This window comes from Amycolatopsis sp. NPDC004368, from assembly GCF_053602515.1.
This window is the reverse complement of sequence record NZ_JBSGDT010000037.1, coordinates 30900-51472: the sequence shown is the minus strand read 5'-3', so window position 1 is coordinate 51472 and position 20573 is coordinate 30900. Positions and strand designations below refer to the sequence as shown.

General features: G+C 71.7%; 14 protein-coding genes and 2 pseudogenes. All 16 read left to right on the top strand.

The genetic code is table 11. The annotated features are described in order from the left end of the window. Window positions 1–163: 163 nt before the first annotated feature. A pseudogene (locus tag ACWEOE_RS34835) lies at window positions 164–1450 on the top strand (SulP family inorganic anion transporter); the annotation flags it as partial. A 194-nt stretch (window positions 1451–1644) separates the two neighbouring features. After that, entirely contained in the window at window positions 1645–2037 is a 393-nt protein-coding gene (locus tag ACWEOE_RS34830; RefSeq protein ID WP_452016797.1) for an STAS domain-containing protein, read from the top strand. 203 nt (window positions 2038–2240) lie between these two features. After that, on the top strand, window positions 2241–2987 hold the full coding sequence (locus ACWEOE_RS34825; protein WP_452016795.1) for a zinc-binding alcohol dehydrogenase family protein: 747 nt from the start codon (window positions 2241–2243) through the stop codon (window positions 2985–2987). A gap of 366 nt (window positions 2988–3353) precedes the next feature. Further along, window positions 3354–4235: a universal stress protein gene (locus tag ACWEOE_RS34820; RefSeq protein ID WP_452016793.1), complete on the top strand. Its 882-nt coding sequence runs from the start codon at window positions 3354–3356 to the stop codon at window positions 4233–4235. A 19-nt stretch (window positions 4236–4254) separates the two neighbouring features. After that, window positions 4255–4371 (top strand): annotated as a pseudogene (locus ACWEOE_RS34815) (CBS domain-containing protein); the annotation flags it as partial. 136 nt (window positions 4372–4507) lie between these two features. After that, complete coding sequence (locus ACWEOE_RS34810) at window positions 4508–4759, top strand: CBS domain-containing protein (protein WP_452016791.1); 252 nt, start codon at window positions 4508–4510, stop codon at window positions 4757–4759. A gap of 135 nt (window positions 4760–4894) precedes the next feature. Next, window positions 4895–7174: a heavy metal translocating P-type ATPase gene (locus tag ACWEOE_RS34805; protein WP_452016789.1), complete on the top strand. Its 2280-nt coding sequence runs from the start codon at window positions 4895–4897 to the stop codon at window positions 7172–7174. Window positions 7175–7387: 213 nt separating this feature from the next. Further along, complete coding sequence (locus tag ACWEOE_RS34800) at window positions 7388–8257, top strand: universal stress protein (RefSeq protein WP_452016787.1); 870 nt, start codon at window positions 7388–7390, stop codon at window positions 8255–8257. After that, window positions 8254–10614 (top strand): phosphoketolase family protein, encoded by a 2361-nt coding sequence (locus ACWEOE_RS34795; RefSeq protein WP_452016785.1) that lies wholly within the window; start codon window positions 8254–8256, stop codon window positions 10612–10614. Before ACWEOE_RS34800 ends, ACWEOE_RS34795 begins: the two co-directional genes overlap by 4 nt. Window positions 10615–10617: 3 nt before the next feature. Beyond that, on the top strand, window positions 10618–11631 hold the full coding sequence (locus ACWEOE_RS34790; protein WP_452016783.1) for an anion permease: 1014 nt from the start codon (window positions 10618–10620) through the stop codon (window positions 11629–11631). Further along, entirely contained in the window at window positions 11628–12233 is a 606-nt protein-coding gene (locus ACWEOE_RS34785; RefSeq protein ID WP_452016781.1) for a DUF47 domain-containing protein, read from the top strand. The genes ACWEOE_RS34790 and ACWEOE_RS34785 overlap by 4 nt, the downstream gene beginning before the upstream one ends. Before the next feature lie 173 nt (window positions 12234–12406). Continuing rightward, window positions 12407–13045 carry a response regulator transcription factor gene (locus ACWEOE_RS34780; protein ID WP_452016779.1) on the top strand — a complete coding sequence of 213 codons (639 nt, stop codon included), beginning with the start codon at window positions 12407–12409 and terminating at the stop codon, window positions 13043–13045. Between the two features lie 215 nt (window positions 13046–13260). Next, the gene (locus ACWEOE_RS34775; RefSeq protein WP_452016777.1) at window positions 13261–13665 is read left to right on the top strand and encodes an Hsp20/alpha crystallin family protein; all 405 of its coding nucleotides are present in this window, start codon (window positions 13261–13263) and stop codon (window positions 13663–13665) included. A gap of 67 nt (window positions 13666–13732) precedes the next feature. Next, window positions 13733–16372 (top strand): GNAT family N-acetyltransferase, encoded by a 2640-nt coding sequence (locus ACWEOE_RS34770; RefSeq protein WP_452016775.1) that lies wholly within the window; start codon window positions 13733–13735, stop codon window positions 16370–16372. 31 nt (window positions 16373–16403) lie between these two features. Then, window positions 16404–19142, top strand: coding sequence for a cation-translocating P-type ATPase (locus ACWEOE_RS34765; RefSeq protein ID WP_452016773.1), 2739 nt, complete (start codon window positions 16404–16406; stop codon window positions 19140–19142). A gap of 11 nt (window positions 19143–19153) precedes the next feature. After that, entirely contained in the window at window positions 19154–20572 is a 1419-nt protein-coding gene (locus tag ACWEOE_RS34760) for an MBL fold metallo-hydrolase (RefSeq protein WP_452016771.1), read from the top strand. The last annotated feature ends 1 nt before the right edge of the window (window position 20573 follow it).

Sequence of the window (20573 nt, the reverse complement as noted above, 5' to 3'; positions counted from 1 at the left end):
ACGTCCGCTCGGCTGTGGTCGCCGAGGCGAATCCGCGGTGGAAGTGCCGGCTGTCCATTACGGGCCTCAATGTCGTCGAAACCAGGTTCCGCCGGGCAGCACGGCGCCGGCAGAGCCGGACCGCCTCCGGCGGCCCGGGACCCGGCGGGCCAAAGGCGGTCGGATGGCGACGCCCGGACGCCCTACCCTCGGGCCGGCGCCGGCGGAGCCGACCGGGCCTCGACTGTCGGGATCCGCGCCCGCACGGGCATGCGCGGCGGACTGGCTTGACCCGGATCGAGCGCGGCGACCGGAGGTCCCGGGCGGTGGGGACTTCCGGCCGCTGCGTGTGACCGTGACCGCGGGGAGGCTTGAAGCCGTGAACCTCACCGCAGCTCTTCCCGGCCTGGCGCGCCTGAAGGGGTATCGCCGGGCGTGGCTGCGCGGAGACGTCGTCGCCGGGGTCACGGTCGCGGCTTACCTCGTGCCGCAGGTCATGGCTTACGCGGAGGTGGCTGGGCTGCCGCCGTCGGCCGGGCTTTGGGCATCGGTGGGGCCGCTGGCGGTTTACGCCGTGCTGGGCTCGTCGCGCCAGCTGTCGGTCGGGCCCGAATCGACGACCGCGCTGATGACCGCGGCGGTCCTGGCGCCACTCGCGGCCGGCGACACCGCGCACTACGCGGCTCTCGCAGCGACGTTGGCGATCATGGTCGGGTGCCTGTGCCTCGCCGCGGGGCTGGTGCGACTGGGCGTTGTCGCAGACTTGCTGTCGAAGCCGGTTCTGACCGGCTACATGGCCGGCATCGCCGTGCTGATGATCGTCGGGCAGCTCGGGAAGGTGAGCGGCATCCCGGTCGACGGCGAGGGATTCGCCGATGAATTGGTCTCGTTCTTCACCCAGCTCGATCTGCTGCGGTGGCCCACGCTGGCGCTGGCGGTGGCCGTGCTGGTGGTGCTGTACGTCCTCGAACGGTTCGTCCCCTGGGTGCCGGGCCCGCTGGCGGCGATGGCGCTCGCGACCGCGGCGGTGGCGGTTCTCGCTCCGGCCGGGTTCGACCTCGTCGGCCCCTTGCCAGCCGGGCTGCCGCCCGCGGTGACCGGCGTTTCGGCGGCCGACGTCGGCGAGCTGATCCTGCCCGCGGCGGGGATCGCGATCGTCGGGTTCTCGGACAACGTCCTCACCGCGCGAGCCTTCGCGGCTCGCCGCGGGGAGGAGATCGACGCGGACCAGGAGCTGCGGGCGCTCGCCGCGGCGAACGCGAGTGCCGGGCTGTTGCACGGCTTCCCGGTGAGCAGCAGCGGCAGCCGGACCGCGCTGGGCGTGGCGGTGGGCGCGCGCACCCAGCTGCACTCTCTCGTCGCGCTCGCCACCGTGGTGCTCGCCGTGTTCTTCGCCCGGCCTCTGCTGGCAGTGTTCCCGAAAGCGGCGCTGGGTGCATTGGTCGTGTTCGCCGCCGCGCACCTGGTCGACTTCCGCGAGCTGCGCCGGTTCGCCCTGTTCCGGCGCAGCGAGATCGTGCTGGCGCTACTGACGATCGCCGGAGTGCTCGGGCTGGGGGTGCTCTACGGCGTGCTGGCAGCCGTCGGCTTGTCCGTCCTCGACTTGCTGCGCAGGATCGCCCGCCGCACGACGGCATCCTCGGCACAGTGCCCGGGCTCGCCGGGATGCACGACGTCGACGACTACCCGGCGGCAACGACCGAGACCGGCCTGGTCGTCTACCGCTACGACGCGCCGCTGTGCTTCGCCAACGCGGAAGATTTCCGCCGGCGGGCGCTCGCCGCGGCGGCCGGGGACGGTTCGGGGCCGCCGCAGTGGTTCGTGCTCAACGCGGAGGCGAACGTCGAAATCGACGTCACCGCCGCCGACGCCCTCGACCGGCTCCGGGAGGAGCTCGGCCGGCGGGGGGTGGTGTTCGCGATGGCGCGGGTGAAACAGGACCTGCGCGACGATCTGGTGGCCGCCGGGCTGGTCGCCAAAGTGGGGGAGGAGCGGATCTTCCCGACCTTGCCGACCGCCGTCAGCGGTTACCGGGACTGGGCCGACACTCACGGTTGACCATCCACAGTGGTCAATCTCCGGCAGGCGGCAGAGACGAACGTCCTGGCGCGCAGGGACCACCGCACGGTCCGTTGTGCTCCGCGGCGGCGCATGCTGGTGCGGACCGTGCCCGCGACGCAGGAGGCCGACCATGACGAATCTGCCGACGACTATGACCGCGTGGCAGGTGACCCTTCCGGGACCGATGGCTTCGAAGCCCGATGCGGCGGACGCGCATTCCGGCGCCGCGACCCGCGCCCGGCGAGGTGCTGGTGCGGGTGCTCGTGTGCGGGGTGTGCCGGACCGACCTGCACGTCGCCGAGGGCGACCTGCCGGTGCACCGGCAGGGGGTGACGCCGGGACACGAGATCGTCGGCGAGGTCGTCGACGCGGGCGCCGGGGTCTCCGGTTTCGCGCCCGGCGACCGGATCGGGATCCCGTGGTTGAGGGAAACGTGCGGCCGCTGCCGATATTGCCTCCGAAACCGGGAGAACCTGTGCGCGGGGTCGCGCTACAGCGGTTGGGACGCCGATGGCGGATACGCGGAGTTCGCCGTGGTCCCGGCGGAGTACGCGTTGCCGTTGCCCGAGAGCTACCCGGACGAGGAACTCGCACCACTGTTGTGCACGGGCTTGATCGGATACCACGCGCTGGAGCGGGCCGAAGTGCCCGAAGGCGGTCGGCTGGGCATTTACGGCTTCGGCGGAAGCGCGCACCTCACGGCACAGGTGGCCCTCGCCCGAGGCGCCACCGTGCACGTGATGACCCGCAGCACCGAAGCGCGCGAGCTCGCCCTGGAGCTCGGCGCGGTTCGGCCGGAGCAGCCGCCGACCCACCGCCGGAGCCGCTGGATTCGGCGATCCTGTTCGCGCCGGTCGGAGAACTCGTTCCGCCCGCGCTGGAGGCGCTGGATCGAGGCGGCACGCTGGCGATCGCGGGCATCCACCTGTCCGACACGCCGCCGCTGAACTACCAGCGGCACCTGTTCCAGGAACGGCAGGTCCGCAGCGTCACGGCGAACACCCGGGCGGACGCGCGAGAGTTCCTGGCGTTCGCCGCGGCGCACCACCTCAGCGTCAGCACCGTCCGGTACGCCCTGGACCAAGCAGACCGGGCGCTCGCCGATCTGGCCGGTGACCTCGTGAACGGCGCGGCGGTGCTGCGGGTCGCCTGAACCGCGCAGTGGCCACGCCGAGCTGTCCGAAAGTCCGTCGAGCCGGGGCTGACCTTGGTCCCGGGGCCTGGGGACGAACGACCGCAGCGGCGGCGGCGGCCGCGCCCTACCGTCGTTCCCGGATGCGTGGTGAGCGCACCGGAGCCGGAGGGAAGGCCTCATGAGCGCAACCGCCAACCACCCGATAGTCGTTGCGGTCGACGGCTCGGGGACCGCCGCGACGGCCGCGTTGTGGGCGGCCGCAGAAGCTGTTCGAAGGGACGTGCCGCTGCTGGTTTTCACGGCGTACGGCATCGAGGACACCGGTTTCGGCGGCAAGGTCTACCCGCCGTCGGAGTGGCTCGCGGTCAAGCAGGCCGAGGCGGACGGTCTGCTGCGCCGCACGCGCGCGACGGTGCAGGCAGCCGTGCCCGGGCTCGAGATCGCCACGGAAGCCAGTGACCGCGGAACAGTCCCGGCGCTGCTGGAGATTTCGCACCGGGCGCACCTGCTGGTGACCGGCGAGCCGGCCGGGGCGATCGCAGGGCTATTCAGCGGTTCGCCCGACGTCGACCTCGCCGCAAAGGCCCACTGCCCGGTGGTGGCCGTGCGCGGCGCCGAAAACGTCGACGGCCCGGTGGTCGTGGGCTGCGACGGCAGCCCCCTGAGCGAAGCGGCGATCGCATGGGGCTTCGAAGAAGCTTCAATCCGCAACGCCCCGCTCGTCGCGCTGTACGTCTGGCACGATGGCGACAGTGCGGGGCTGTTCAGCGACGGCAACGTCGCATTCCAAGGCGAGACCGTGCGGGAGTCCGGCCACCGGTTGCTGGCCGAGCGGCTCGCCGGCTGGCAGGAGAAGTACCCGGACGTCCGCGTCGAGCGGCGCGTCGACCACGACAAGCCGCGCCACCGGCTGCTGTCCACGAGCCATGGCGCGCAGCTGCTCGTCGTCGGGAGCCGGGGCCGCGGTGGGGTCACCGGCCTGGTCCTGGGTTCGACGAGCCAGGCCCTGCTGCACCACGCGGCCTGTCCGGTGATGGTCGTCCGCGCCGAAATCGCCTGAGCCACGGAGGAGTGCGCCCATGAGCAGCACCACGTCCGCGATGATGACCGCCGACCCGATCACCGTTTCCACGCAGGCTCCGTTCGAGGACCTCGCGCGGCTGCTCACCGGCACCGGGATCAGCGCGGTCGGCGTGCTCGACAAGACCGGCGTGCTCGTCGGCGTCGTCTCGGAGGCGGACTTGCTTCCGCACCTGTGGGACGGTCGCAAGTCCCGGTGGCGTGAGCGTCGGCCGGCCGGCAAGGCGACCGCTTGCGTTCGCGAAGGATCTGATGACCAGCCCGGCCGTCACCATCGACGCAGGCGCGCCGCTTTCGGCGGCCGCGGAGGAGTTCGCCCGGCGCGGCGTGGGCCGGTTGTTCGTGCTGAGCGACGACCGTGTCGGCGGGGTGTTGTCGCGTCGCGACCTCGTGACGGTCTTCACTCACGGTGATGTCGTGCTGAAACGAACGTTGATCCGGGACCTGTCCGGTGTCGTCGAGGTGCGCAACCGCCTCGACCACGTGTGGAACGACGTGGCCTGAGCCGGTCGCCGGAACTCGATGTCCGTTCCTGCTACCAGGAGGAAGCCGTGCCACAACCGATCGATGCCTTCGCCCGCGCGGAGAACGCGGGGAACACCGTGCCAGTGGTCGCGTTGCCGGGCGGCGCGGGCCGACGTGCGAACTGAGGCGATACCGCCGCGGCTGCGGGAGACCGCGCTGCTCGCCGGAGTCCTGCTCCTCGTGGCAGGAGGCGCAGTCGCGTGGTGGCTGGGTGCGGCTCGAGTCGCGGACTGGGTGTGGGCGGGGGCGGTCGTGCTCACGCTCGTGCCCGCGGTGGCGTGGGTCGCGGCCGACCTGCGCGCGCGACGATGGGGTGCCGATCTGCTCGCCGTGCTCGCCCTGGCGGCCACAGTTGCGGTGGGGGAGTTCCTCGCCGGGGCCATCGTCGCGACCATGGTCGCCACCGGGCGGGTGCTCGAAGCCGGTGCGCGGCGGCGGGCGAGCCGGAGCCTGACCGCGTTGCTCGAGCGAGCGCCCCGCGTGGCTCACCTGCGTACCGCGGCCGGTCACGAGACCGTGCCGGTCGACTCGGTGCGGGCCGGTCAGCTCGTCGTCGTTCTGCCGGGCGAGGTCGTGCCGGTGGACGGCGTCGTGCCGGACGGCGGCATCTTCGACGAGTCGGCGCTCACCGGTGAACCGCTCCCGGTGACACGGCAGGCGAACGACACGATCCGCAGCGGCGTGCTGAACGCCGGCGCCGCCGTCGACGTCCGTGCGAGCGCCACCGCCGCGGCGAGCGCCTACGCCGGGGTCGTACGGCTTGCCGAACAAGCGGCCGCCCGGTCGGCGCGGGTCGCCCGGATCGCCGACCGCGTCGCGATCTGGTTCCTGCCAGTCGCCCTCCTGATCGCCGCGCTCGCCTGGCTGCTGACCGGTGAGGCGGAGCGCGCCGTCGCGGTCTTGGTGACCGCGACGCCGTGCCCGCTTCTGCTGGCGGTTCCGATCGCCGTCACCGCCGGCATGTCACGGGCGTCCAAGGCCGGGGTCGTGGTGAAGGACGGCGCCACGCTCGAAGCTCTCGGCAGCGCCGCGGTGTTGCTGGTGGACAAGACCGGCACCGTGACCACGGGACGGCCTGAGATCACCGACCTCGTGTGCGCGCCGGGTCACGACCCGGCCGAGGTACTCGCGCAAGCCGCTGCGGTGGAGCAGTTCTCGCCGCACGTGCTGGCGGCGGCCGTGGTGCGCGCGGCTTCGTCTGCCGACGTCGTGCCGGCCGACGCCGAGGACGTCACGGAGGAGGTCGGATCCGGCGTCCAGGGCATGGTGGGCGGGCGCCGAGTCAGGGTGGGCCGCCAGCCCGCCGGCGCGGAGCTGCCGACGTGGGCTCGTGGCGCCGCCCGCCGTGGCCGGCTGGACCTGGCGTCGGTGCTGTGGGTCGAGTGCGACGGCGAACCTGTCGCCGCCTTGCTCGCCAAGGACCCGATCCGGCCGGATGCCGCCCGCACGATGCGGAGACTGCGGGCGGCCGGCCTCCGTGACATCCGGCTGCTCACCGGAGACCGCGTCGACAACGCGCGTGAAGTCGCCTCCATGCTGGGCCTGGACGACGTCCAGGGCGAGGCCACGCCGGAGGAGAAGCTGCGCACTGTCGAAGCCGCTCGTGCGCGCGGGGTGACGGTGATGGTCGGCGACGGTGTCAACGACGCCCCCGCGTTGGCGGCCGCCGACGTCGGAGTCGCGCTCGGCTCACGGGGCGCCACCGCGGCCGCGCAAGCCGCCGACGCGGTCATCCTCGACGACCGGCTCGCCCGGCTCGCGGACGCGGCCGAGATCGCCCGACGCTCGCACCGGCTCGCGGTGCAGAGCGCGGTCGCCGGCACGGCGTTGTCGATCGTGGCCATGCTGGCCGCGGCGGGTGGTTTCCTGGTTCCGGTGCTCGGAGCCCTGGTACAGGAGGCGATCGACGTCGCGGTGATCTTGAACGCGCTGCGAGCACTGCATGCTCCTCGCACCGGCGCCCCGGCTCCCGCCGGAGTGCTGAGGCGGTTCGAGAGCGAGCACGAACGGCTGCTCCCGGCTCGGACCGCGGTGCGCCAGGCCGCCGATTCCCTCGCCGGAGGTGCGACCACGGCGGCGGACCGCGCCGTCCGCACGGCCGCCCGGCTGGTGACCGAGCAGCTGCTGCCGCACGAGTACGCGGAGGAGAGCGAACTCTATCCGGCGCTGGCGGACGCACTGGGCGGCCCGGAGGGCACCTTCCCGATGAGCCGCGAGCACGCCGAGATAGCCCGGCTCGCGCGGCGGTTGAACCGGCACCTCGGGGAGGCTCCGGACGGCATCCAGCCCGACCAGGTCGACGACCTGCGCGCCACGCTCTACGGACTGGACGCGGTGCTCACCCTGCACTTCGCCCAGGAGGAGGAGGCGTATTTCACGCTGCCGTCCGCATGAAGTGCGGTCCTCACCCTTGATCTCCGGCGGTTTTCGTCCTTTGTGGACATGCAATGCGGGGGACGTAAGTCCCCGGGACCGGTGACAGACGCCAGCGGTGCAGGGGACAGCGCGTTTCTAGGCTCGGTCGCGACACGAACGGGACCGACCTGTGGGTGCACTTCACTCGATGACCACAGCGGTGCCGAGCCGCCCGGACGAGGGGGAGACCCGATGAGCGCGACCGAACCCAGGATCACCGTCGGCGTGGACGGCTCGGCCGGCTCCACAGCGGCTGTCGCGTGGGCTGCCAGGGCCGCGGCACGCCGCCACGTCGGCCTGAAGATCGTGCACGGGCTCCAGTTCGCCGGCCCGTATTACTTCGGTGTGGGGGCCGAAGCATTGTTCGACGCGATCCTTGCGGACGGGCGGCGCGTCGTCGCCGATTCTCGTGGGCTCGCGCTGAGCCTCGACCCGGGCCTCGCCGTCTCGACGGAGCTGCCCGACGAAACCCCAGCGCGCGTGCTGATCGAAGAATCGCGCCACTCCCGGATGGTCGTCGTCGGCAAGACCGGGGCCGGCGGCTTCACCGAGCGGCTGGTCGGCGGCACCGCGGCGACGGTCGCCACTCATGCGCACTGTCCCGTCGTGGTCGTCCGCGGCCAAGGTGAACCCGGAGCAGGTCCGGTCGTCGTCGGTGTGGACGGCAGCCCGACCGGCGATCAGGCCATCGCTGTCGCGTTCGAAGAGGCCTCGCTGCTCGGCGCGCCGCTGGTCGCGCTACACGCCTGGCACGACGGTGCCGCGCACAACACGGCCGATTCCGCCCACCCGGGCGCCTTCGACGAGTGCGAGAGGCGGCTCCTCGACGAGCGGTTGTCCGGCTGGCAGGAGAAGTACCCGGACGTCGGGATCCAGCGGCGCCTGGTGTGGGATCGGCCTCGTCAGGCTCTGATCGAGGCGAGCGTGACGGCCCGGCTTGTCGTCGTCGGCAGCCGCGGCCGGGGCGGCTTCGCCGGGATGGCGCTGGGCTCGACGAGCCAGGCACTGGGCGAGCGCGCAGCGTGCCCGGTGATCGTCGTCCGCCCGGAGGCCGAGGCATGACCGCGCTCGGCAACCGGCCGGCCGTGCTCGGCAGCACCGAGCTGGCCCAGGTCCACGCCCTGTGGCGGGCCGCGAACTACCTCGCGGCCGGTCAGATCTACCTGATGGCCAACCCGCTGCTGCGTGAGCCCCTGCTGCCCCAGCACGTCAAGCCGAGGCTGCTCGGGCACTGGGGAACCTCACCCGGCCTCAACTTCGTCTACGCCCACCTCAACCGGGCCATCCTGACCCACGACCTGAACGCCATGATGGTCACCGGCCCGGGGCACGGCGGCCCGGCACTGCTGGCCAGCACCTGGCTCGAAGGCAGCTACTCGGAAGCTTGGCCGGACGTCACGCGGGACGCGGAGGGCATGCGGGCGCTGTTCAAGCAGTTCTCGTTCCCGGGCGGCGTTCCCAGCCACGTCGCGCCGCAAGTGCCCGGTTCGATCCATGAAGGTGGTGAGCTGGGGTACTCGCTCGCGCACGCCTTCGGCGCGGCGTTCGACAACCCCGGCCTGGTGGTCGCCTGCGTGGTCGGCGACGGAGAGGCCGAAACCGGTCCGCTCGCCACGTCCTGGCACGCCAACAAGTTCCTGGACCCGGCACGCGACGGTGCGGTGTTGCCGATCCTGCACCTCAACGGCTACAAGATCGCCAACCCCACCGTGCTCGCGCGCATCGCACCGACCGAGCTGGATGCCCTCTTGCGGGGTTATGGGTACGAACCGATCTACGTAGAAGGCAGCGAACCCGAGGCGATGCACCAGGCGATGGCCGCCGCACTCGACTCGGCGGTCGCGGACCTCGCGGTGATCCACCGCCACCGCGACCGTCCCCGGTGGCCGATGATCGTGCTCCGCAGCCCCAAAGGGTGGACAGGACCGTCGGTTGTGGACGGACAACAGGTCGAGGGGACTTGGCGGGCGCACCAGGTTCCGTTGTCCGAAGTGCGGACCAACCCGGAGCACCTGCGGCTGCTGGAGCACTGGCTGCGTTCCTACCGTCCCGAAGAGCTTTTCGACGATCGTGGCCGCCCGGTCGCCGACGTCACGGCGATGATCCCGTCGGGTGAGCGCCGGATGGGTGCGAACCCCCACGCCAACGGCGGAGTCCTGCTGCGTCCGCTCGCACTTCCGGATACCGCGGCCCACGCCATCAACGTGTCACGGCCGGGCGCGACGGTAGCCGAGCCGACCCGCGTCCTGGGTCGGTTCCTGCGCGATGTGTTCGCGCTCAACGCCGACCGGGCGAACTTCCGCCTCTTCGGGCCTGACGAGACCGCGTCGAACCGGCTCGACGCGGTCTACGACGTCACCGCCAAGGAATGGCAGGCCGCGGTCGAACCGGTCGACGAGCACCTCTCGCGCGACGGCCGGGTGATGGAGGTGCTTTCGGAACACCTGTGCCAGGGGTGGCTCGAGGGGTACCTGCTCTCGGGGCGGCACGGACTGTTCTCCTGCTACGAAGCCTTCGTGCACATCGTGGACTCGATGGTGAACCAGCACATCAAGTGGCTGCGGGTGCACCGGGAGATCCCGTGGCGCTGGCCGGTCGCGTCGCTCAACTACCTGCTCACCTCGCACGTCTGGCGCCAGGACCACAACGGTTTCTCCCACCAGGACCCGGGTTTCGTCGACCACGTCGCCAACAAGAGCGCCGAAGTGGTGCGGGTCTACTTCCCGCCGGACACCAACACCTTGCTCGAGGTCGCCGCCCACTGCCTGCGCAGCCGCGACTACGTCAACGTCGTCGTCGCGGGCAAGAACGACACGCCCGACTGGCTCGACGCCGAGGCGGCCGCTCTGCACTGCGCCCGCGGCGCGAGCATCTGGGAATGGGCCAGCACCCACGCCGACCGCGAATCGGACGTCGTGCTCGCCTGTGCGGGCGACGCGCCCACACTGGAGGTCCTCGCGGCCGCGCAGATCCTGCGAGCGGCGCTGCCCGACCTGGCCGTGCGCGTGGTGAACGTCGTCGACCTCATGCGGTTGCAGCCGGCCTCCGAGCACCCGCACGGCCTCGGCGACCGCGAGTTCGACGCGCTGTTCACCCCGGACCGGCCGGTGATCTTCGCCTACCACGGCTACCCCTGGCTGATCCACCGCCTGGCCTACCGGCGCACGAACCACGCCGGGCTGCATGTCCGCGGGTACACCGAGCACGGCACCACGACCACGCCGTTCGACATGCTGGTGCTCAACCACATGGATCGGTTCCAGCTGGTCATCGACGTGATCGACCGCGTGCCAGGGCTCGTCGCCACGGCGGGCTTGCTGCGGCAGCACATGACCGAGGAACAGGGCCGCCACCGCCGCTGGATCCGGGAGCACGGTGAGGACCTGCCGGAGGTGCGGAATTGGGCCTGGGAGGAGTGAGCCGTGAGCACCACGGCTGTGCTGGCCGTGGCGATCATGATCACCCTGGTCTTCGACTTCACCAACGGGTTCCACGACTCGGCGAACTCGGTGGCCGCGCTGGTCGCGACGCGGGCTGCCGCCCCCGGAGCGGCGCTGCTGCTGGCCGCCGCCTGCCACGTCGCGGGTCCGCTTCTGGCCGGCACCACGGTCGCCGACACGGTCGGCGGCGTGGTCCGGCTTCCGGCTTCGGACGTGCTGCCCGCGGTCGGCGCGGCGGTGACTGCCGGGATCATCTGGAACGTACTCACCTGGTGGCGGGGGTTGCCGTCGAGCTCGTCGCACGCGCTCGTCGGCGGCCTGGTCGGAGCGTGCGTCGCCGTCACCGGGCCTTCGGGGGTCCGCTGGGGCGGCGTCGACGGGTTCCACGTCTCAGGCGTGCTCGGGGTCCTGGCCGGCCTTGCCGTGTCACCGGTGCTCGGCGCCGGGCTGGGCGCGGGCGCCGACCGTCTCGCGCGCCGGGGCCTGCGCCGGGCGCGCCGCCGGGCGGACACGCTGATCCGGCGGTCGGAATGGGTCACCTCGGGTGCGCTGGCCTTCAGCCATGGTGCGAACGACGCCCAGAAGTCGATGGGCGTCATCACACTGCTGCTGGTGTCGACCGGGTACCTCGGCGCCTTCGTCGTGCCACTGTGGGTGAAGCTCGCCGCCGCGGCGGCGCTGACCCTCGGTACCGGGTTCGGTGGCTGGCGGGTGGTCAAGACAATCGGCCGTGGCATCTACCGGATGCGCCCGGTCGACGGCTTGGCGAGCCAGGGCACCTCGGCCGCGGTGATCCTCACCGCGGCCGCCGCCGGCGCCCCCGTCAGCACGACTCACGTCGTCGCCGCATCAGTGGTCGGAGCCGGCGCCAGCCGCCACGCTCACCACGTGCGGTGGCCGGTTGTCGGCGAGATCTGTTCCGCGTGGCTGGTCACCCTGCCGGCATGTGCCGTGCTGGGCGCCGTCGCGCTGCCCGTGTGGAGGTGGATGGCGTGAAGTTGCCGAAGGCCTGGTTCTTGCCGAACAACCCCGACGTGCTCGGGCTTTTGCGGGACCAGGCCGACACCGTGTCCGAGGTACTGGCCGCTCTGGCCCGCTGGGTGCGGGGCCAACCGGCGGACGGGGACCTGCGCGCGCCGCTGCTGGTCCAGTCGGCAGAACGCCGCCAGGTGCTCGTGGCTGTGCGAGAGGCGTTCAGCACCCCCATCGAGGCCGAGGATGTGTTCGAGCTGGCGGAGCGGCTCGGTGAGATCGCTGACGCCGCGTACATGCTCATCCGCGAGTCGAATCTCTCCCGTACGCCGCCTGATGACCACCTCGAGGCGATGGTGCTCACCGCGGTCGCTGCTTTCGACGAGCTGCAAGCGGCCCTGGGCCTGTTGCCACACCCCGATGCGGCCGGACGCGCCGATGCCGCGGTGTCCTCATTGGATCGCGCAGAGCACGCGTACCGCAGGGCGATCGCAGGCCTCGAGACGGAGCCGGACGCCCGCCGCGAAATGCGTCTGCGGGAGCTGTACCGCCGAGCCGAGCACCTCACCCTGGCGGTGCAGCGGCTGGGACGGCGGACCTGGTACGCCGTCTACAAGATTTCCTGATCCGAAGTGAGCTGACCGCCGGACGTGCGAATGCCCATGTCGGGGGCCCTCGTCGTTCCCCGGTGGAGCTGACATGACCTACGCCCTGAGTTCGGGGACTTTGGTCATCGCGATCCGGGAGCCGGCGATCGTACGCTGATCCGCGTCATCGTTCTTGACCCGGGAGGTTCCCGATGTTCCGCGTTTTTCTCGTGGACGACCACGAGGTCGTGCGTCGCGGTGTGGCGGACCTACTGGACGAGGACGAGGAGATCACGGTGATCGGGCAGGCCGGCAACGTATCGCACGCACTCGCGCGGATCCCGGCACTGCGACCCGACGTGGCTGTGCTGGACGTGCGAATGCCCGACGGAAACGGCATCGAGCTCGCGCGCGAGCTGCGTTCGAAGCTGCCCGAACTCAAGTGCCTGATGCTCACCTCGTACACCGACGAGCAGGCCATGCTCGACGCGGTGATGGCCGGCGCCTCCGGGTTCGTGATCAAGGACATCAAGGGCATGGACCTCGTATCGGCGGTTCGGGAGGTCGGCGCGGGCAAGTCCCTGCTCGACGCCCACGCGGCGGCGGCCTTGATGGCGAAGCTGCGCAACAGCCAGGCGAAAAAGGGCCCGTTGACCGACCTCTCGGACCAAGAGCGCAAGCTGCTGGAGCTGATCGGCGAAGGCTTGACCAACCGGCAGATCGCGGAGCGGATGTTCCTGGCCGAGAAGACCGTCAAGAACTACGTGTCCCGGCTGCTGACCAAGCTGGGCATGGAACGCCGGACTCAGGCCGCGGTCTTAGCTACGGAGCTGCGAAATCAAGATCGCTGACGGGCGACGGGAAATCGGCTCGGGAAGCGGGCTCTGCCGGCACGTGGCTCGGTCGACGGCGTTGCGCTCGGGTGCTCGGCCTCCAGCGTGTTGGAGCGCGACCTCCGCCGGTGACGAAGGTCCCCGCAGTTCGGGTAGTCCGGCCGCGTCGGCACGCGCGGTCCGGACGGTCTCCTTGTGGTGTGACGAGGTCGTCGCGGAGGAAGGAGAACAGGATGACTGGTTTGGTGCCGGGTTCGCGCCTGGCGTTGCCGAGCATCGCGGCGTGGCTGGAGAACCCCTGGCCGTTCGCCGAGCACAACCCCGTGCGCATCGAGGAGTCCACAGAGGATGGAAAGTACGTCGTCCGTGCGGAGCTACCCGGATTCGACCCGGAGCACATCTCCGTGACCACGCATAACGGTCTGCTCAGCATCACGGCCGAACGGGAGGCGAGGGAGACCGCCGAGGGGCGCAGTGAGTTCTACTACGGCACCTTCGGCCGGACGATCACCCTGCCGGCGGGTGCCGACCCGGCGAAGGTCAAGGCGACGTACTCCGACGGCATCCTCGAGATCTCGATGCCCGTCTCGGAGCACCCGCAGGACAAGCGCGTGAAGATCCAGGTCACCAACGACTAGGTGGCCACCGCGGTGGGCGTGGCCGGTTCGGCCGGTTGCGCCCATCCTTGTGTCCCGAGGAGAAGCGATGAGCGTGGAAGCGGGCTCCCGGGCCCTGCTCACGGACGGCGAGGTGGTGCTCGTGCGGGCGTTGCACCCTCCCGACACCGCCGCAGTGTTCGCGCTGCACACTCGGCTCACCAAGCAGGACACTTACTTCAGGTTCTTCGGCGCCCGACCGGCCACTTTGGACAAATTGGCCGGCGAGATGGCCGCCGATCCGGGTCCCGGGCACTACGCCGTGGGCTGTTACCGCGGTGGCCTGCTCGTCGGCGTCGCCAACTACGAGGTCCTCGGCGATTCCGACGAGGCCGAGGTCGCGCTGGTCGTGGACGCGGCGCTGCGCACGCACGGCGTCGCGACGCTGCTGATGGAACACCTCGTGTCGCACGCCCGGAAAGCCGGCTTGAAGCGCTTCGTCGCGCTGGTGCTCGCCGAGAACGCCCCGGTGCTGCACGTCCTGTCCGACCTCGGCCTCCGGTTCGAGGCCGCGATCGGTGGGCCCGAGCGGGACGTCGTGCTGACTCTGGACGAGGACCCCGACTACCTGGACGCGGTGCTGAAGCGCGACGCGGTCGCCGACGCAGCCAGCCTGGCTCACCTGTTCAGGCCGTCCTCGATCGCCGTGATCGGTGCGGGTCGGCGGCCGGGATCAGTAGGCCACGCGGTTCTGGCCAACCTGGTCGCGTCGGGCTACCCGGGGCCGGTCGAGGTCGTGAACCCGCACGCGGTCGAGATCCTCGGCGTGCCCACCGTGCCGTCCGTGGCTCGGCTGAGACGGACACCGGAACTCGCGGTCGTGTGTCTGCCCGCGGCACCGGCCGCCGAGGCGGTCGAAGAGTGCGGGAAGCGGGGGGTCCGGGCGATCGTCGTCATCTCCTCGGGCCTGACCGGGACCGACGCCGGCACCCGGGTCCACACGGCGGTGCGGGAACACGGGATGCGGCTCGTCGGGCCCAACTGCCTCGGCGTGGCTTCCACCGACCCGGCCTGCCCGTACGATCTCACGTTCCTCGCGACGCCCGTCCGGCCGGGGAACATCGGCGTCGTCACCCAGTCGGGTGGTGTCGGCATCGCTCTGGCGGAGTCGCTGGGCGACCTCGGTCTCGGCGTCTCGACCTTGGTCTCCACCGGCGACAAATACGACGTCAGCGGCAACGACCTGCTGATGTGGTGGACGGCCGATCGCCGTACCGAGCTCGCCGTGCTGTACCTGGAGTCGTTCGGCAACCCACGCAAGTTCAGCCGTCTGGCCAGGCAGCTTGGCCGCACCCGCCCGGTGCTCGCCGTCCGTTCGGGCAGCGGCAGGACCGCACAGCGTGCCGCGGCCTCGCACACCGCCGCCGCCGCGACTCCGGCCGTCACGCGCGACGCCCTCTTCGAGCAGGCCGGCATCATCGCGGTCGACACGGTCGCGGAGCTGGTCGACGTCATCGCCGGACTGTCGTGGCAGCTGCTTCCGGGAGGCCCGCGGGTGGCCGTGGTCAGCAACGCCGGTGGCGCCGGAGTCCTCGCTGCCGACGCGTGCGAGCGCGAAGGCCTGGTCATGGCCGAGCTGTCGGGCCGGACCCGGGACCGGCTCGCCGGATTGCTTGCGCCCGAGGCCGCGGTGTGCAACCCGGTTGACACGACCGCGGCCGTTCCGCCGGATGTGTTCGCCGGAGCGCTACGCGCGGTGCTCGCCGATGACGGCGTCGACGCGGTGATCGCCGCCACCGTGCCGACCGCCGTGGGAGACCCCGGGACGGCGCTGGCCGAGGTGCTGCCGCCCGAGTACAAGACCGTCTTCGCGGTCCGGCCGGGGCAGCGTGCGCGCGTCACATCGCTCGTCCCCGGCAGCCGCCGAGGAGTGACCGCCTGCTACGACGACCCGGCGGCTGCCGCCGCGGTGCTGGCGCGGCTGGTGCGCTACCAGGAATGGCTGCGCCGGCCGGAAGCCGACGAACCCCTTGCCTCGTCGGCAGATCCCGCCGCGCTGCGGGCGTTCGCCGCGGGGCGGGAAGGTTGGCTGTCGCCCGTGGACGCCGCCGAGTTGCTGCGGCTGGCCGGTGTCCCCGTGGTCGAGACCCGGTACGTCGAAGCCGGCGACTCGATGGCCGCAGCGGTCGCCGACCTGGAGTCACCGGTCGTGCTGAAGGCCGACGCCGACGGGCTGCTGCACAAGAGCGCCGGGGGTGGTGTTCTCCTGAACGTCCGGGGCGCCGACCGGATCCTCGAAGCGTTCCGCACTCTGCGGGCGCGGTTCGGGTCTTCCCTGCGCGGGGTCACCGTCCAGCCGATGGCCCAACCCGGCCGGGAGCTGCTCGTCGGCGTGCGCTCGGATCCGGTGTTCGGTCCGCTGGTGGTGTTCGGCCTGGGCGGGGTCGACACGGACCTGATCGACGACCGCGCTGCGCGGCTCGCGCCGCTCAGCGTCGCCGACGCCGACCTGCTCCTGGAGGGTCTGCGCGCGTCGAAATCGCTCTGGGCCCCGGAACAGTTCGACCGGACCGCGGTGCGGGACCTGCTGCTCAAGGTCAGCCGGCTCACCGACGTCCTGCCCGAGCTCGCCGAGCTGGACCTCAACCCGGTGCGGGTCCGCGCCGAGGGCTGCGTGGCGCTCGACGTCCGAGCGCGGTTCGAGCGGCCCTCGTCGGCAGACCCGTTCCTGCGCCGCCTGCGGGATTGACTGCGGGCCCCGAAGCGAAGGAAACCCGACGATGACGATGCACCTGAGACCCAAGCCCGGGGTAGCCGACGCTCCGGCGATCGACGCCCGCGAGCCTGTCGTCCGGCTGCTGCGGGACCTCCGTACCGGCCCGAACGGTTTGACCGCACGGGAAGCCGCCCGGCGCCTGCAGGTGAGCGGGCCGAACACCCTGCCGGCGCACGGTGGCCGGAAGTGGCCGCTGGAACTGGTCCGTCAGTTCGTCCACCCCCTAGCGCTGCTGCTCTGGCTCGCGGGCGCGCTGGCCTGGGTGGCCGGCACGACGAACCTGGCGATCGCGATCGCCGGGGTGATCGTGCTCAACGGCCTGCTTGCGTTCGTCCAGGAGCAGCAGGCAGAGAAGGCCGTGGAAGCGCTCGGGCGCTACCTGCCTGCCCGAGCGTCGGTACTGCGCGACGGGAGCCCCCAACACGTTCCCGTCGCCGAGCTCGCGCCCGGAGACGTCCTGTTGCTGGATGAAGGCGGCCGGGTCCCGGCTGACGCCCGGCTGATCGAGGGCCTGCTCGACGTCGACGCGTCGATGCTCACAGGAGAGTCGCTGCCGGTGACGCGCACGGCCGCCGCCACCGACGACGCGGCCCGGCCGCTGGATTCGCCGGTGCTGGTGTTCAGCGGCACGGTGTGCGTTGCCGGTGCCGCTCGTGCAGTCGTGCACGCGACCGGGCGGCACACCGAGATCGGACGGATCGCGTCCCTGTCGGCCCGGGTGGGCCGCGAGGAGAGCCCACTGGAACGGCAGGTGCGCCGGGTCGCCTGGCTGATCGCCGGCGTAGCCGTGCTGGTGGGGCTCGCGTTTCTGCCGCTGGGCTGGCTGGCCGGGTTGTCGTGGTCGGCGGCGTTCGTGTTCGCGATCGGGCTGCTGGTCGCGAACGTCCCGGAAGGGTTGCTGCCGACCATCACCCTCGCCCTGGCCGCGGGCGTGCGGTCGATGGCGAAGGCGGGCGCTCTGGTCAAACGGCTCTCGGCCGTCGAGACTCTCGGCTCCACGACGGTGATCTGCACCGACAAGACCGGCACGCTCACTCGCAACGCAATGCACGTCGAGGAAGTCAGCGGCGCCCTCGGCGACATCCTGCCGGACTCCGGTGTGCTAGCCGAGACACTGGCTCGGTGCAGCACGGCCGACCTCGCCGCCGAAACCGGCGACCCGACCGAGCTGGCACTGCTGGGCTTCGCGGCCGAGCAGGGCACCGTGCTCACCCCGGCCGAGCGTGCGGTTGATCGCGAGAGCCTGTACGCGTTCGACCCGAGGCTCAAGCGGATGTCCACCGTGGACCATGCCGGCGCATCGCTGCGCGTGGCGACCAAAGGTGCGCCCGAGCAGGTGGTGCCCCTGTGTGCCACGGTCTTGGATGCCGGCGGCGCCGAGATCCCGCTCACCCCCGAGCTGAGGGCGCCGATCGCCGGGCGCGTCGACGAGATGGCGGGCCGGGCGTTGCGCGTGCTGGCCGTGGCCCGCCGCGAGCTGCCCGAGCTGCCGCGCGGCCGGGGCGAAGCCGAGTCGGACCTGTGCCTGCTCGGCCTCGTCGGCCTGGTCGACCCGCCACGTCCCGAGGTCGCCGCGGCGGTGGCCGACTGCCATTCGGCCGGGATCATCGTCCATGTCGTGACCGGGGACAACGGCCTGACCGCCGCGGAGGTCGCGCGCCGGGTGGGAATCGGTGCCGATCGCGTGATCAGCGGAGAGGACCTCTCTCGGCTGCCGGAGCAGGATCTCGACGAAGCTTTGACCGCCGGCGGGGAGATCGTGTTCTCCCGAGCCGCGCCCGAGGACAAACTGCGCATCGCCGACGCGCTGCGCGACTGCGGCGAGGTCGTCGCCATGACCGGGGACGGCGTCAACGACGCGCCGGCGTTGCGCCGCGCCGACATCGGGGTGGCGATGGGCGTCGGCGGTACGGACGTGGCCAAGGAGGCCGCGACGGTAGTCCTGACCGACGACAACTTCGCGACGATCGTCGCGGGTGTGCGGGAAGGGCGCCGGGTCTTCGACAACGTCCGCAAGTTCGTGCTCTACATCTTCGCGCACGCGGTGCCCGAGGTGCTTCCCTTCCTGCTGTTCGCGGTTTCGGGCGGCGCGGTCCCGTTACCGCTGACCGTGCTGCAGATCCTCGCGATCGACCTGGGCACGGAAACGCTGCCCGCGCTGGCGCTCGGCCGTGAGCCCGCGGAACCCGGGTTGATGTCCCGGCGTCCCCGCCGGCGCTCCGAGGGTGTGGTCACGGGGCGGATGCTGCTGCGCGCGTGGGGGATCATGGGCCTGCTGTCGGGCGTCCTGGTCCTGGGTGTGTACTTCGCGGTTCTGACCGTGGCCGGTTGGCACCCGGGCGCCGAGATCGCCGCCGGTGCGCCCCTGCACCACGCCTACCTGCAGGCGACGACAGCCAGCTTCGCGGCGATCGTGGCGTGCCAGGTCGGCACCGCGTTCGCGGCCCGAACCGAACGTGTGTCCCTGTGGTCGGTCGGCCTCGCCACGAACCGTCTGCTGCTGGGCGGCATCGCCTTCGAAATCGCCTTCGCGGCGGCCCTGATCTATCTGCCGCCGATGCAGGCGCTGTTCGACACGGCCGCGCTGCCCGGGTGGGTGATCGCGTTGCTGCTGCCCATGCCGGTCCTGGTGTGGGGCGCGGACGAGCTTTTCCGCCGCGCGACCAGGGGTCGTCCGGCGCGCGCTGCCGAAACCCGAGCACATCCGAGTACAGCGCCAGAGCCGCGCAATCCGTTGCGGTGAAAGGAAGATCGATGGCCGAGACGGATCAGGAGGCCGACGTGCCGAGCGCAGGCTGCCTCGCGGATCGTCGTGAGCGGAGGCGGCCCGGTCCGGCGTTGACCTTTCTCGGCGGGGTGGCAGGTGTCTCCGGCGTGCGCTACCTCGTGGAAGGCCCCAGCACGACGCTCCTGATCGGATGCGGGTTTTGCGCGGGACCGGAGGTGGCATGGCAGCGCAACTTTTCGCCGGGGCCGGCCGAGCTGCACTCGGCCGACGCGGTCATCCTGCCGAGCGCGGACCTCGCGCACTCCGGCTTCCTGCCGCAGCTGGTCGCAGAAGGCTGGCACGGGCCGGTGTACGCGACGCCGGGAACCGCTGCTCTGCTGCCGGTCGCGTTGTCCGATGCCGCTCGGCAGTTCGCGGAGGACGCGGTGGCGGCGGAGGTGGGTGGCTGGTCCGTTCGCCGTCCGGTGCTGCCGCCGTTCCGGGAGGACGACGTCGCTCGCGTGGTCTCCCTGGTCCGGGCGGTCGAGTGGGGCACCCCGCGTCGGCTGGAGGGAGCGGAGTTCGAGTTCGGCCACGCCGGCGGGCGGCTCGGTGCTGCTTGGGTGCGGGTGTCGATCGGGGGCCGCTCGGTGGTGTTCTCGGGCCCGCTCGGCAGTGCCGGCCACCCGTTGCTCGGGCCGCCGGACCCCCGTCCGCCGACCGAAGCGGTCGTGCTCGCGGCGCCTCGGCCGGCCGGTGACAGCTACGTGGCCGGCCGGTTCGCCGGGGCGATCCACCGAGCGCTCAAGCGGGGCGGCGGCGTCGTGGTGCCGGCTTCGGCGGTGGGCAGCACCGAAGTGGTGCTGACGATGATCCACGACTTGACTGAGGCCGGGCGGATCCCGCGGCTGCCGGTGGTGCTCGACGGCCCGGCGGGCCTGGCGGGCGTCGAGGTGCATCGGCGGGCCGTGGCCGAGCGATGGTCCGAGCTGCGCCAGGACATCCGCGTTGAGCTGCCCGGGCTGTTCGCCGAGCACACGAACGGGGGCCCTCCCGACCGGCCGTCGATCGTCGTGGCCGGTCCGGCGACGGCGGACACCGGTCGCGTCCTGGGGCACCTCGCCACCGTGCTCCCCGATGCACGCGCCGGTGTTGTGTTGCTGGGCCCCCAGGGGCAGGGAACCCGGGTGGCGCAACTCGCTCAGGGAGCTCGGCACCTCAAGATCCACGGACGGTACCTGCCGGTGCGGGCGGAGGTGACCGTGCTGGCCGGCACCGGTGAGTTCGCCGGTGAGTTCGCCGGTCCCGCGGAGGTGCAGGCGTGGGCGATGGCGGCGCCACCACCCGAAACCGCGTTCCTCGTCGAAGGCGAGCCCGACGCGTCGCGCGCGCTCGCCAAAACGCTACACGCGCGAGCCGGCTGGTGCGCTGTCGTCCCGGACGACGGCGAACGCGTGCTGTGGTGAG